Consider the following 13,322-nt stretch of genomic DNA (forward strand, 5'->3'; position numbering starts at 1 on the left):
CCGCGCGACCGCTGTCGACCGCCTCGGCGGCCCGTCCCAGCAGCGGGGCCAGCTGGTCGGCGACCGGACGGTCCAGGTCGGGCCCCTCGGCGGCGAGCAGCGTGGCCGCGGCGTTGAGCAGCACGATGTCGCGCACCGGGCCGGTCGCGCCCTCGAGCAGCCGGCGCACCACGGCGGCGTTGACCGTTGCGTCCCCGCCGACCAGGTCGCCCAGCTCCGCGCGCGGCAGCCCGAGCTCGGCCGGGTCGAGCCGGGTCTCGCGCACCTGCCCCGAACGCACCAGCCAGACCCGGGAGTCGGTGGTGGTGGTCAGCTCGTCCAGCCCGTCGGAGCCGTGGAAGACCACCGCGGAGACGCCACGTCCGGCCAGCACCCCGGCGGTCAGCCCGGCCATCCGCACGTCGGCCACCCCGACCGCCTGGGCCGAGGGCCTGGCCGGGTGGGCCAGCGGGCCCAGGAAGTTGAACGTGGTGGGGACGGCCAGCCCGCTGCGTGCCTCCGAGGCGTGCCGCAGCGCCGGGTGGTAGCGGGGGGCGAAGAGGAAGACGATGCCGACCTCGGCCATCACCTCCAGCTGCTGCTCCGGGGAGAGGGTGAGCACCACCCCGAGCTCCTCCAGCACGTCGGCGGTGCCGCAGGCCGAGCTGGCGCTGCGGTTGCCGTGCTTGGCCACCGGCGCGCCTGCGGCCCCGGCCACCAGCGCGGCCATGGTCGAGATGTTGACGGTGTTGGCCCGGTCCCCACCGCTGCCCACGACGTCGACCAGCGGGCCGGTCAGCGGCACCGGGGTGGCCTGCTCGAGCATCGCCTCGGCCAGCCCGGACAGCTCCTCGACCGTCTCCCCCTTGGTCCGCAGCGCCACCGCGAACCCGGCGATCTGGATGGTGGTGGCCTGCCCGGTGAGGATCTCGGTCATCGCCCACCGCGCCCGCTCCGGGTCGAGGTCGTGACCGCGGGTGAGCGAGGTGAGGACGTCCGGCCAGGTGAGGGCGGGCGACGGTGCAGCGGTCACGACCGCGACGCGCCCGCGCTCGGCGCCGACGTGCGGCCGGTGCGGACCAGGTCGGCCACCACCTCCGGCAGCCGCACGGGGTCCAGCGGGTAGGCCAGCGCCGCCTCGGCGTGCGACCAGGTGGCCAGCCAGGCGTCCTGCTGCCGGGCGACCAGCACCAGCAGCGGCGGGCACTGCTGCACCTCGTCCTTGAGCTGGCGGGCCATCCCGATCCCACCGGCGGGGCTCGCCTCGCCGTCGAGGACGCCGACCGCGACGCCGCCGGCGTCCATCACGTCGAGCAGCGCCCGCGCGGTGGCGACCTCGACCACGTGCACCGGGGGCAGGTCGGCGGCGATCCGGCGTCCCAGCGCCAGCCGCACCTGCTCACGGGTGGTGCGGTCGTCGGAGTAGACCACCACCCGCAGCGGGGTGGCCGCCTCGTGCTCGGCCGCGGTGACGTGCTCGTCGGACATGAGGTTCCTCACATGTGCTGGGGCGCCTGCTGGTGCTCGGCATGCTAGTGCCCCCGCCCGCTGCCGGTCCCGGCGCCGTGCCGGAGCGGGCCGGCCCCGGCCCGGGCGGCCGACCGCCCCGGGTCGCCGCACACCTGCCGGGTGCTTCCCCGCGTGGCAGCGGGGGGCGGATGTGACCATAATGACCCCGTGGCAACGACGACTGACCCCACGACCGCCGCCGGCGTCCCGCACGGGAGCCTGCACCCGATCGCACGCTCGCGGATGTCGGGGATCCCGGGTCGTCCGGACACCGTGGCCGTCGGCACCATCATCTGGCTGGCCTCGGAGCTGCTGTTCTTCGGCGGCCTCTTCGCCGCCTACTTCACCACCCGCAGCGTCACCGACGCCCAGGCGGCCGCGGCCGGTGTGGAGACCACCTTGTGGGAGCACGGCACCAGCCTGCTGAACGTGCCGTTCGCGCTGGCCAACACCATCGTGCTGGTGCTCTCCTCGGTCACCTGCCAGCTGGGCGTCAACGCCGTCGAGCACGGCAACACCCGGGTCAAGCGGACCGGGCCGCTGTGGAACGTCGCCTCCTGGGGTCTGCGTGAGTGGTTCTTCCTCACCTTCGCCATGGGCGCCTTCTTCATCGGCGGCCAGGTCTACGAGTACGCCACCCTCTTCAGCGAGGGCGTGACCCTGTCCTCCGACGTGTACGGCTCGGTCTTCTACCTCGCCACCGGCTTCCACGGCCTGCACGTGACCGGCGGCCTCATCGCCTTCCTCTTCCTGCTGGGCCGTACCTACCTGGCCCGCACGTTCACCCACGAGCAGGCCACGGCGGCCGTCGCGGTGTCCTACTACTGGCACTTCGTCGACGTGGTGTGGATCCTGCTCTTCGGCGTGATCTACTTCCTACAATGAGTAGTAGACGCGCGCATCCGTCTGGGCGTCCCGCTCCGAATCATGTGCAAGACCAGAGAGGTTGGCCCGTGAAGTTCCTTTCCTCCCGGAGGCGGCACCGCGCCGTGCGTCCGCTGCTGCTGGTGGCCGCGCTGTTCCTGACCGGCGCGCTGTACACCGTCGCCGTGCCGGACGAGCGGTCCTCCGCCGACGCCGGCACGTCCACCCAGGTGGAGGAGGGCCGGGCGCTGTTCGCGGTCAACTGCTCCTCCTGCCACGGGCTGAACGGTGAGGGCAGCAGCGAGGGCCCGAGCCTGGTCGGCGTCGGCGCGGCGTCGGTGGACTTCCAGGTCGAGACCGGCCGGATGCCGCTGGCCGCCCCGGTGGAGCAGGCCCCGCAGAAGGAGAACATCTACTCCCGCGAGGAGATCGACGCGATGGCGGCCTACGTCGCCAGCCTCGGCCCCGGCCCGGAGATCCCCACCGAGGCCCAGTACGACCCCGAGGGCCTGACCGCCGAGCAGATCGCCGAGGGCGGCGAGCTCTTCCGCACCAACTGCTCGGCCTGCCACAACTTCGCCGGCAGCGGCGGCGCCCTGCCCAACGGCAAGTACGCCCCGGCGCTCGAGGGCGTCACCCCCAAGCACATCTGGGAGGCGCTGCGCACCGGCCCCCAGCAGATGCCGGTCTTCTCCGAGGAGGTCATCACCGACGAGAACGTCCGGATGATGATCGCCTACCTGCAGTCGCTGGAGGAGGAGCCCACCGGCGGTCTGACCCTCGGCGGCCTCGGCCCGGTCTCCGAAGGTCTGTGGGCCTGGATCGTGGGCATCGGCGGGCTGTGCCTCTTCGCCGTCTGGATCGCCTCGAAGGGAGCGCGCAAGTGAGCCACACCGGAGGGTCCGACATCTCGGTCCGCGACACCCGCACCTCCGCCGGGACGACGCGTTCGGACGACGAGCGCTTCCCCGTCGACAACCCCGGCGTCGAGCACGAGCCGCCCCGCTGGACCGACGCCGACCCGGACGCCGGCCGCTCCGCCTACACCTTCGTGGTGGGCTGCTTCGCCCTCGTCCCGGTGCTCGCGATCGCCTTCGTGGTGATCTACTTCGCCGTCCCCGAGAACGTCTTCATCGACGTCGGCTCCAACCACTACATGGCCCAGCACCTGCTGCTCGGGCTCACCCTGGGTCTGGCCATCCTGCTGGTCGGCGTGGGTGCGGTGCAGTGGGCCCGGCTGCTGATGGACGACACCGAGCGCACCGAGGAGCGCCACACCGCCGCCTCCTCCGCCGAGACCCGCACCGCGGCGATCGACATCGTCTACCAGGGCCTGCAGGAGACCAACCTCGGCCGCCGCAAGCTCATCGGGCGCAGCCTGCTCGGGGCGCTCGGCATCCTGGTGGCCCCGGCGGCCGTGCTGCTCGCCGACCTCGGCCCGTGGCCCACCGCGCGGGTGCGCGCGGAGACCATCGAGCGGACCATCTGGGGCGAGGGCGTCCGACTGGTCAACGACGTCACCTACGAGCCGATCCTGGCCGCCGACATGGAGATCGGCCAGCTGGTCAACGCCGAGCCGGAGAACCTCCAGGAGTTCCACGGCCACCACCTGCAGGTGGAGCGTGCCAAGGCGGCGATCATCGTCGTCCGGATGGACCCGAACTCCATCACCATCCCCGAGTCGCGCTCGAGCTGGCACGTCAACGGGATCCTGTCCTACTCCAAGATCTGCACCCACGTCGGTTGCCCGATCTCGCTGTGGGAGCAGCAGACCCACCACCTGCTGTGCCCCTGCCACCAGTCCACCTTCGACCTCGGCAACTCCGGCGTCGTCGTCTTCGGCCCGGCCGCGCGCTCGCTGCCCCAGCTGCCGATCAGCACCGACGCCGAGGGGTACCTGATCGCCACCAGCGACTTCCCGGTGCCGGTCGGGCCGAGCTACTTCGAGCGCGACTCCCGCAACGACTACGAGGACGGAGACGCCTGATGGCCAAGCCAGCAGCGTTGTCGGAGGAACGCACCGTTCCTCCCACCGAGCCCGAGCGCGTCCCCGGCCCGGTGCTCAAGAGGCTGGCCGGCCCCACCGCGTGGGCCGACGAGCGCACCGGCGCCGCCGGTCTCGGGAAGTACTTCCTGCGCAAGGTCTTCCCCGACCACTGGTCCTTCCTGCTGGGCGAGATCGCCCTGTACAGCTTCATCATCCTGCTGCTCACCGGCGTCTTCCTCACCCTGTGGTACAAGCCGTCGATGGCCGAGATCGAGTACGAGGGCAGCTACCAGCTGCTGCGCGGCGTGGCCGTCTCGGAGGCCTTCGCCTCCACCCTCGACATCTCCTTCGACATCCGTGGCGGTCTGCTGATGCGGCAGGTCCACCACTGGTCGGCGATGCTGTTCGTGGCCGCGATGTTCGCCCACATGCTGCGCGTCTTCTTCACCGGCGCCTTCCGCAAGCCGCGTGAGATCAACTGGGTGATCGGTGTCGCCCTGCTCTCGCTGGGCCTGATCGAGGGCTTCGCCGGGTACTCGCTGCCCGACGACCTGCTGTCCGGCACCGGCCTGCGCTTCGTGGACGGCCTGATCCGCTCGATCCCGGTGATCGGCACCTGGGCGGAGTTCTTCGTCTTCAACGGCGAGTTCCCCGGTGACCTCATCATCAGCCGGCTCTACATGGCCCACATCCTGCTGATCCCGGGCATCCTGCTGGGTCTGATCGCCGCGCACATGGCGCTGCTCGTCTACCACAAGCACACCCAGTACCCGGGCCCCGGGCGCACCGACAAGAACGTCGTGGGCTACCCGCTCTACCCGATCTACATGGCCAAGGCCGGCGGCTTCTTCTTCATCGTCTTCGGCGTCACCGTGCTGATGGGCGCGACGATGCAGATCAACCCGCTGTGGACCTACGGTCCCTACAACCCGTCCCAGGTCACCGCCGGCTCGCAGCCGGACTGGTACATGGGCTGGGTCGAGGGCGCCATCCGGATCATGCCGGGGTGGGAGTGGCACATCGGCGGCACCACCTGGTCCTGGAACATCTTCCTGCCCGGTGTCGGCCTGCTGACACTGCTGTTCGTGCTGCTCGGCGTCTACCCCTGGGTGGAGGCCTGGCTGACGGGCGACAAGCGGGAGCACCACGTGCTGGAGCGCCCGCGCGCCAACGCCACCCGCACCGCCTTCGGCGTGGCCGGCATCGTCTGCTTCAGCCTCTTCATGATCGGCGGCGGCAACGACATCATCGCGGTGATGTTCAACCTCTCCCTCAACACCATCTCGGTGGTGCTGCGGTGGGCGGTCTTCATCGGCCCGGTGCTGGCGTTCATCATCACCAAGCGGATCTGCATCGCCCTGCAGCGCACCGACCAGGAGCGGCTGCTGCACGGCAGCGAGTCCGGCGTGATCCAGCGCTCCCCCGTCGGTGGCTACTCCGAGGACCACCGGCCGATCTCGCAGGGCGAGGCCTACACCCTCACCCACCACAACGAGTACCCCTCGCTGCCCGAGGAGGGCGTCTCCAAGCGCCAGCTGCAGGCCCGTCGATGGTTCTACGGCGACAACATGTCGAAGCCGACGCGGGCCGAGCTGGAGGCCGCCGCGCACCACGGGCACGACGGCCACGACGGTGACGGTCACGACGGGGACGGCAACGGTCACGAGGTCGCCGGACGCGAGTCCCGCGAGCTGACCAGCAGCCGCGACTGAGCCCGCCGCAGGCAGCATGAGCAGCGCAGCCCACCCCGGTCCGCCGGGGTGGGCTGCTGCTCCTCACCCGTGGAACAGCGGCGCACCGGTCGGTGTTGTCGCAGGCCGACACGGTGCCGAGCGGGCCGCTCGCCGGTGCTCCGGGCGGCGGCGACGTCGCGCACCAGATGGGAGGAGAGCGAGATGGACGACCTGACCCCGGTGCGGGTGGCGATGGCCGAGCGGCGGTTCGCCGAGCGCGACTACCGGGGCGCTGCCGACGCCCTGGGACCGGTCCTGGACCAGCACCCGGAGAACCTCAGCGCCCGGCTGCTCAGCGCCCGCGCCTACTTCCACGCCGCGCTGCTCGAGCCGGCCCGTCGCGAGCTGGAGACGATCCTCGCCCAGGACCCGACCGAGCCCTACGCCCGGCTGATGATGGTGCGCACGCTGGAGCGGCTCGGCCGCCCCGACGAGGCCGCCACCCACCGCCGGCTGGCCGAGGCGATGGGCGTAGAGCTCGCCTGACGGCGAGACGGGCGTAGAGCTCGCCTGACGGCGAGACGGGCGTAGAGCTCGCCTGACGGCGAGACGGGCGTAGAGCTCGCCTGACGACGGCTCCGAGGACGCCACAGCCCGGGTCCGGTGCACTCCGCACCGGACCCGGGCTGCATCGTCTCAGTCCGCCCCGTGCCCCGCGGGGACGCGCTCGGCCTCCGGCGGCGGACCGGGCGGGGTGCCGTCGCCGAAGGGACGCCCGCCCAGCTGCTCGCGCCCGTGCGGCGTCAGGAAGCCCCGGACGTCCGGACCCTGCGGGACGATCTGGGTCGGGTTGATCTGGGTGTGCACCACGTAGTAGTGCTCCTTGATCTGCGGGAAGTCCGTGGTGTCGCCGAACCCGGGCGTCTGGAACAGGTCGCGGGTGTAGGCCCACAGCGCCGGGAACTCGATGAGCTTGGCCCGGTTGCACTTGAAGTGCCCGTGGTAGACCGCGTCGAAGCGGGCCAGCGTGGTGAACAGCCGGACGTCGGCCTCGGTGATGGTGTCCCCCACCAGGTAGCGACGGGTGCTGAGGTGCTCCTCGAGCTCGTCCAGCCGGGTGAACAGCCGCCGGTAGGCCTTGTCGTAGGCCTCCTGCGAGCCGGCGAACCCGCACCGGTAGACGCCGTTGTTGACCTCGGTGAAGTTGGCCTGGGCCATCGCGTCGATCTCGTCCCTCAGCGCCTCGCGGTAGAGGTCGGGAGCGCCCTCGCGGTGGAAGTCGGTCCACTCGGTGGAGAGGTCGAGGGTCATCTGCGGGTAGTCGTTGGTGACCAGCTTGCCGGTGGTGGTGTCGACGATGGCCGGCACCGTGATGCCCTTGGGGTAGTCCGGGTCGAGGGCGAAGTAGGCCTCCTGCAGCCGCTCGTAGCCCAGCACCGGGTCGCGCCCGCCCGGGTCGAGGTCGAAGGTCCAGCTGCGGGCGTCGTGGGTCGGCCCGCACATCCCCATCGAGATGGCCTCCTCCAGCCCCAGCAGCCGGCGCACGATCACCGCCCGGTTCGCCCAGGGGCAGGCCCGGGCCACCACCAGTCGGTAGCGGCCGGCCGCGGGAGTGAACCCGTCGGCGCCGTCGCGGGTGATCCTGGTCGTCACGTAGTTCGTGTCGCGCACGAACTCCTCGCCGGTCTTCACGTAGGTCCCCTGCTCGGAGTCAGCCATGTCGGCGAGTCTAGGTTCGCCGTGCGTGCGGCTCAGTCCCGGGTCCGCGCCAGCGCGAACGCGGGCTGCCCCTCGGCCATCGACGGTGTCCGCCGGACGGCCACCAGCGGGCACAGGAACGGGTCGCGGTTCTTCAGACCCACGGTGTTGAGGTGGTCGACCACCTGCCCATAGGCCTTCCACAGCGACATCTCGGTGTAGGGCACCCCCACCGCCGTGCAGTGCTCGACCACCATCGCCTTCACCTTGCGCAGCGAGGGCCGCGACATCGAGGGGAAGAGGTGGTGCTCGATCTGGAGATTCAGCCCACCCATCAGCACCGACATCCAGCGGCCGCCGGAGATGTTGCGGCTCACCAGCACCTGCCGGCGCAGGAAGTCCAGCCGCAGCTTCGGCGAGACCAGCGGCATACCGACGTGGTTCGGCGCGAAGGCCGAGCCCATGTAGAGCCCGAAGACCGCCAGCTGCACCCCGAGGAAGGCCGCGGCCATTCCCGGCGGCAGCACGAGCAGCAGCAGGGTCACCAGACCACCCAGCCGCAGGACGAGGAAGCTGATCTCCACCCAGCGGCGGGGCACCGGCCGGCGGCTGACCACCCGCTGGATGCCGTCGACGTGCATGGAGAGCCCCTCCAGCAGCAGCAACGGGAAGAAGTACCAGCCCTGACGGGCCATCAGCCAGCGCCAGACCGGGTGCTGGTGCCGGTGGGCCCGCTCGGGGGTGAAGGCCACCGCGGCGAGGTCGATGTCGGGGTCTGTACCGACCTTGTTGGGCCCGGAGTGGTGCCGGGTGTGCTTGCTCTGCCACCAGCCGTAGCTCATCCCCACCAGCAGGTTGGCCACCACCAGGCTGGTCCAGTCGTTCCAGCGTCCCGAGGCGAAGATCTGGCGGTGCGCGGCATCGTGGCCGAGGAAGGCGATCTGGGTCATCAGCACGGCCAGCACGGCCGCGTTGGCCAGCTGCCACCAGCTCTCGCCGATCCAGACGAAACCGACGGTCCAGGCCGCCAGCAGCACGACGGACCCGATCAGCTTGGTCCAGTAGTAGCCGTAGCGGCGGCGCATCAGGCCGGCGTCGCGGACGCGGCGGGTCAGCGCGGTGAAGTCGCTGGCGGTGCCGCGCTCGCGCGGCGGAGGGGCGTCGACGAGGGTCGAGGTCATGAGGGATCCGATCTGTTCGGGCGGTCCCGGGAAGGTGTCTGGGCGGCTGTCGTGGAAGACAGGAGGGAGGACGGCGAACGGGTCAACGGTCCCCCAGCTCCCAGGCCGGCTGGGTGAGCAACACCTTGACCGTACCCGGTGGCGCCTGAGGAAAACCCGGCGGGGAGGTCGGTCGTGGACTCAGGGCGAGCGCCTCGCCCGGGCCCGACGCACCGCCTCATCCACGATCGAGTCCGCCACGGTCGTCAGCTTGGCGTGCTGGTCCTGGCTCAGCTGGCGCAACCGCTCCAGCCCTTCCTCGCGGGTGCACCCGCTGCGGCTCATGAGGATGCCGACCGCCCGCTCCAGGCTGCCGCGCTCCTCCAGCGCCCGTTCCAGCTGCTCGACCGACCGGGTGGCCCGGGCGAGCTCCCGCGCGTTCTGCACCGCGATGGACGCCGGCACCGCGAACAACCGGCCGAGGTGGGCCGCGCGCTCGTCGAAGGCGTGCTTGGCGTGGGCGTACACGTCCAGCACCCCCACCGCACCCTCGGCCGTCTGCAGCGGCAGCGCCAGGACGCTGTGCACGCCCATCCGGGCCACCTTGGACCCGAACCGGCGCCACTCCTCGTCGTTGCCGAGCGAGCCCGAGCGCACCACGCGGCCCTCGGTCAGCGCCGTCAGGCACGGCCCCTGGCCGAACTCCCGCTGCACCGCGTCGACCTCGGCCACGAAAGAGGAGGTGGCCACCACGACGTCGGCACGCTCGTCCTCGCGCAGGGTCAGGCCAGCCCCGTCGGCACCGGGCACCGCCTGCACGGCGAAGGTCGCGACGGCGGTGAGGGTGTCGGTGAGGCTCAGCCGTCCCATGGCCAGCCCGGACAGGGCGTCCAGGCCGACGCGGAGGTCGTCCAGGTCGTCGCTGGTGCCCACCAGGCGCTCCGACCGCGGCGACGGTGCCACGGTGAGGGTCTCCGGTCGATTCGCGCTCATCGCTCCCCTCCAGTGCGACCCCGGCGGGGTGCTCGCCCCAAGCCTAGGACGAGCGGCACCACCCTCCGGCGGGACTAGGCTGGGCCGGTGCGATTCCTCACACCGCCGGTCCACGACCTGACCTACAACGACGTCTTCATGGTGCCGAACCGCTCCGCGGTCACCTCCCGCCACGACGTCGACCTCACCAGCACCGACGGCGCCGCCACCCCGCTGCCGCTGGTGGTCGCCAACATGACCGCGGTGTCGGGTCGGCGGATGGCCGAGACCGTGGCCCGGCGCGGCGCGGTCGCGATCATCCCCCAGGACCTGCCCACCGACGTGGTCGGTGAGGCCATCGCCCGGGTCAAGGCCGCCCACGTCGTGTTCGACACCCCGGTCCGCGTCACCCCGCACACCACCGTCGGGGAGACCCTCAGCCTGATCCCCAAGCGCGCCCACGGGCTGGCCGTGGTGGTCGAGGACGGCCGACCGGTGGGCGTGGTGCGTCCCGGTGAGGCCGCCGGCAGGGACCGCTTCGCCCAGGCCCACGAGGTGATGGGCACCGACCTGGTCACCGTCCCCACCAGCACCACCCCGCGCGAGATCTTCGAGCTGCTCACCAGCAGCCACCAGGACGTCGCGGTGGCCGTCGACGACGACGGCCGGCTGGTCGGCGTGATGACCCCACGCGGTGCCCTCCGCGCCGGCCTGTACACCCCCGCCACCGACCCCTCCGGGCGGCTGCAGGTCGGGGTCGCGGTCGGCATCAACGGCGACGTCGCCGGCCGGGCGGAGCGGCTGCTGGACGCCGGGGCCGACCTGCTGGTGGTCGACACCGCCCACGGGCACCAGGAGAAGATGGTCAAGGCGCTGGCCGCGGTCACCGCCGCCCGCGACGCCCGTCCCGAGCGCCGGGTGCCGGTGGTGGCGGGCAACGTGGTGACCGCCGTGGGCACCCGCGACCTGGTCGCCGCCGGGGCCGACATCGTCAAGGTGGGCGTCGGCCCGGGCGCGATGTGCACCACCCGGATGCAGACCGGCGTCGGCCGTCCGCAGTTCAGCGCGGTGCTGGAGTGCGCCGAGGCGGCCCGCGCCGAGGGCCGGGCCGTCTGGGCCGACGGCGGCGTCAAGCACCCCCGCGACATCGCCCTCGCCCTGGCTGCCGGGGCCGGTTCGGTGATGATCGGCTCCTGGTTCGCCGGCACCCACGAGAGCACCGGCGACCTGCTCACCGACGCCTCCGGCCGCAGCTACAAGGAGTCGTTCGGGATGGCCTCGGCCCGCGCCGTGCGCAACCGCACGAAGGACTCCTCGGGCTACGAGCGGGCCCGGGCCGCGCTCTTCGAGGAGGGGATCTCCTCCTCCCGGATGTACCTCGACCCCGACCGCCCGGGCGTGGAGGACCTGCTCGACTTCATCACCTCCGGCGTCCGCTCCAGCTGCACCTACGCCGGCGCCCGCGACCTCACCGAGTTCGCCGAGCTGGCCGTGGTCGGCGTCCAGTCCAGCTCGGGCTACGAGGAGGGACGCCCGGTCCACTCCAGCTGGTGAGCCGCCCGGCCCGCGGCCGCGCCGTCCCGGCGCTACCGTGGCCTCGTGGACGCGGTCGTCGTCACCGAGGGCCTGGTCAAACGGCTCGGCCCTGTGCAGGCACTGGACGGGCTCGACCTGGAGGTGCGCCCCGGGGAGGTGCACGGCCTCCTCGGTCCCAACGGAGCCGGCAAGTCCACCACGCTACGGGTGCTGCTCGGGCACTGGCGCGCCGACGGCGGACGGGTCACGGTGCTCGGGCTCGACCCCTGGCGCGACAGCGTGGAGGTGCACCGCCGGCTGGCCTACGTCCCCGGCGACGTCACCCTGTGGCCGCAGCTGACCGGCGGTGAGGCGGTCGACCTGCTGACCCGGCTCCGCGGCGGCGAGGGCGGCGGCCGCGAGCGGCTGCTGGAGGCCTTCCAGCTCGACCCCCGCAAGCGGTGCCGGACCTACAGCAAGGGCAACAGGCAGAAGGTGGCCCTGGTCGCCGCCTTCGCCACCCCCGCCGACCTCTACGTGCTGGACGAGCCGACCAGCGGCCTTGACCCCCTGATGGAGCGGTTCTTCGCCGAGGAGGTGCGCCGAGTGGCCGAGGGCGGCGCCACCGTGCTGCTGTCGAGCCACCTGCTGGCCGAGGTCGAGCAGCTCTGCGACCGGGTCACCATCGTCCGAGACGGCCGGGTGGTCGACAGCGGCAGCTTGGCCGAGCTGCGGCACCTGGGCGCCACCCGGGTCTCCTACACCGGCGCGCAGCGGCCCGGGCTCGCCGTGGACGACCTCGAGCAGCGGGGCGGACGCACCACGTTCAGCGTGGGCACCGAGCAGCTGCCACAGGTGCTGGCGTGGCTGGCCAACCAGCGGGCTGACAACCTCACGGTCTCCCCGCCCAGCCTGGAGGAGCTGTTCCTCCGCCACTACGGCGCCGCCGGTGACGGCAGGTTGCGGCACGCGCTGGACGGCCAGGACGAGCCGCCCCGGCACGCCAGCCGTTCGCGCCGCCGCCGGCCGGCGGCCCGGGGATGAGCACCGGCACCGGTCGCGCACTGCGGTTGCTGGTCGGGCACCGGCTGCGATGCGACCGCTGGACGCTGCTGGCCTGGGTGCTGTGCTTCGCCTTCCTGTGGGGCGGGGTGGCCGCGCTGCTCGGGCAGGCGCTGGACGCGCAGGCACGTCGCGAGCTGGTGGTGCTGGCCGTCACCAACCCGGGGGGTGCTGTTCCTGCGCGGTGCGCCGCAGGGCGACGGCCTGGGCAGCGTGCTGATGTTCAGCGTCTCCAGCTTCACCGGGGTGATGGCCGGTGTCCTCGGCACGACGACGGCGGTGCGGCACACCCGGGCCGAGGAGGAGGCCGGGCGCAGCGAGCTGGTCGGCGGCGCCCCGGTCGACCGCCGGCTGCCGATCCTGGCGACCGCCCTCGCGGGGGTGCTGGCGGCCCTGGCCGTGGGAGCCGCGCTCACCGTGTCCGGGCTGCTGGCCGGGCTGGACCCGGCAGGAACCGTCGTCGCCGGCGCCGGTGCGTGGGGCATCGGGTCGGTCTTCACCGGGGTGGGCCTGCTCGCGGCCCAGGCGATGCCCACCGCCCGCGGTGCGGGTGCCGCCGCGGCGGCTGTGGTCGGTGCGGCGTACCTGCTCCGGGGGCTGGGCGACGCCTGTGGGACGCCCTCGGACGACCTCCTGCGGGTGGACAGCGCCTGGCCGAGCCTGCTGTCCCCGCTCGGGTGGGTGCAGCAGGCCGACGGCTTCGGCGAGCCACGCCCGGCGCTGCTGCTGGGCTACCCGCTGCTGGCGCTGGCCCTGGTCGGGACGGCCGTCGCGGTCGAGGCCCGGCGCGAGCTGGGCACGTCGCTGCTGGCGCCCGGGCGCGGGCCCGCCTCCGCGTCTCGCCGTCTCGGCACGCCGCTCGGACTGGTGGTCCGCACCCAGCGCGGGACGACCGTGGCCTGC

General features: G+C 72.5%; 12 protein-coding genes and 1 pseudogene. 8 read left to right on the top strand and 5 right to left on the bottom strand.

Annotated elements, in window-relative coordinates:
- Together trpD and DVA66_RS09115 are read right to left on the bottom strand one after the other, a co-directional pair.
- Positions 1-1,012: anthranilate phosphoribosyltransferase (gene trpD, locus DVA66_RS09110; RefSeq protein WP_114559802.1), on the bottom strand; the 1,012-nt coding region annotated here is incomplete at its 3' end.
- Positions 1,009-1,467 (bottom strand): hypothetical protein, encoded by a 459-nt coding sequence (locus tag DVA66_RS09115; RefSeq protein ID WP_114559803.1) that lies wholly within the window; start codon positions 1,465-1,467, stop codon positions 1,009-1,011. The genes trpD and DVA66_RS09115, both read right to left, overlap by 4 nt.
- Positions 1,468-1,656: 189 nt before the next feature.
- On the opposite strand from DVA66_RS09115, the gene ctaE reads away from it, so the two are divergent.
- The 5 genes from ctaE to DVA66_RS09140 all read left to right on the top strand — a co-directional run bounded on the left by ctaE (position 1,657) and on the right by DVA66_RS09140 (position 6,558).
- Positions 1,657-2,373 (top strand): aa3-type cytochrome oxidase subunit III, encoded by a 717-nt coding sequence (gene ctaE / locus DVA66_RS09120; RefSeq protein WP_456297810.1) that lies wholly within the window; start codon positions 1,657-1,659, stop codon positions 2,371-2,373.
- 68 nt (positions 2,374-2,441) lie between these two features.
- Positions 2,442-3,239, top strand: a complete 798-nt coding sequence (gene qcrC, locus DVA66_RS09125; protein ID WP_114559804.1) for a cytochrome bc1 complex diheme cytochrome c subunit — start codon at positions 2,442-2,444, stop codon at positions 3,237-3,239.
- Between the two features lie 20 nt (positions 3,240-3,259).
- A complete protein-coding gene (gene qcrA / locus DVA66_RS09130; protein WP_114559812.1) occupies positions 3,260-4,339 on the top strand; it encodes a cytochrome bc1 complex Rieske iron-sulfur subunit in 1,080 nt (359 codons plus the stop codon).
- Complete coding sequence (gene qcrB / locus DVA66_RS09135) at positions 4,339-6,051, top strand: cytochrome bc1 complex cytochrome b subunit (protein ID WP_114559805.1); 1,713 nt, start codon at positions 4,339-4,341, stop codon at positions 6,049-6,051. Before qcrA ends, qcrB begins: the two co-directional genes overlap by 1 nt.
- Positions 6,052-6,234: 183 nt before the next feature.
- Positions 6,235-6,558: a tetratricopeptide repeat protein gene (locus DVA66_RS09140; protein ID WP_114127485.1), complete on the top strand. Its 324-nt coding sequence runs from the start codon at positions 6,235-6,237 to the stop codon at positions 6,556-6,558.
- Between the two features lie 150 nt (positions 6,559-6,708).
- Here DVA66_RS09140 and DVA66_RS09145 read toward each other — a convergent pair whose 3' ends face one another.
- The 3 genes from DVA66_RS09145 to DVA66_RS09155 form a co-directional block, all read right to left on the bottom strand.
- The gene (locus tag DVA66_RS09145; protein WP_114559806.1) at positions 6,709-7,731 is read right to left on the bottom strand and encodes a glutathione S-transferase family protein; all 1,023 of its coding nucleotides are present in this window, start codon (positions 7,729-7,731) and stop codon (positions 6,709-6,711) included.
- Between the two features lie 32 nt (positions 7,732-7,763).
- Positions 7,764-8,891 (bottom strand): fatty acid desaturase family protein, encoded by a 1,128-nt coding sequence (locus tag DVA66_RS09150; RefSeq protein ID WP_114559807.1) that lies wholly within the window; start codon positions 8,889-8,891, stop codon positions 7,764-7,766.
- Between the two features lie 180 nt (positions 8,892-9,071).
- Complete coding sequence (locus DVA66_RS09155; protein WP_114559808.1) at positions 9,072-9,863, bottom strand: GAF and ANTAR domain-containing protein; 792 nt, start codon at positions 9,861-9,863, stop codon at positions 9,072-9,074.
- Positions 9,864-9,950: 87 nt separating this feature from the next.
- On the opposite strand from DVA66_RS09155, the gene DVA66_RS09160 reads away from it, so the two are divergent.
- The 3 genes and pseudogenes from DVA66_RS09160 to DVA66_RS09170 all read left to right on the top strand — a co-directional run.
- Positions 9,951-11,396 (top strand): GuaB1 family IMP dehydrogenase-related protein, encoded by a 1,446-nt coding sequence (locus DVA66_RS09160; RefSeq protein ID WP_114559809.1) that lies wholly within the window; start codon positions 9,951-9,953, stop codon positions 11,394-11,396.
- Between the two features lie 45 nt (positions 11,397-11,441).
- On the top strand, positions 11,442-12,401 hold the full coding sequence (locus DVA66_RS09165) for an ABC transporter ATP-binding protein (RefSeq protein WP_114559810.1): 960 nt from the start codon (positions 11,442-11,444) through the stop codon (positions 12,399-12,401).
- A 186-nt stretch (positions 12,402-12,587) separates the two neighbouring features.
- Positions 12,588-13,322, top strand: a pseudogene (locus tag DVA66_RS09170) (ABC antibiotics transporter); the annotation flags it as partial.

This window comes from Desertihabitans aurantiacus (assembly GCF_003344635.1).
In the GTDB taxonomy this organism is placed as follows: Bacteria; Actinomycetota; Actinomycetes; order Propionibacteriales; family Propionibacteriaceae; genus Desertihabitans; species Desertihabitans aurantiacus.

Coding starts and splice junctions, on each gene's coding strand:
- DVA66_RS09115 (WP_114559803.1), bottom strand. CDS start 1,467: ATGTCCGACGAGCACGTCACCGCGGCCGAGCACGAGGCGGCCACCCCG.
- qcrB (WP_114559805.1), top strand. CDS start 4,339: ATGGCCAAGCCAGCAGCGTTGTCGGAGGAACGCACCGTTCCTCCCACC.
- DVA66_RS09140 (WP_114127485.1), top strand. CDS start 6,235: ATGGACGACCTGACCCCGGTGCGGGTGGCGATGGCCGAGCGGCGGTTC.
- DVA66_RS09145 (WP_114559806.1), bottom strand. CDS start 7,731: ATGGCTGACTCCGAGCAGGGGACCTACGTGAAGACCGGCGAGGAGTTC.
- DVA66_RS09150 (WP_114559807.1), bottom strand. CDS start 8,891: ATGACCTCGACCCTCGTCGACGCCCCTCCGCCGCGCGAGCGCGGCACC.
- DVA66_RS09155 (WP_114559808.1), bottom strand. CDS start 9,863: ATGAGCGCGAATCGACCGGAGACCCTCACCGTGGCACCGTCGCCGCGG.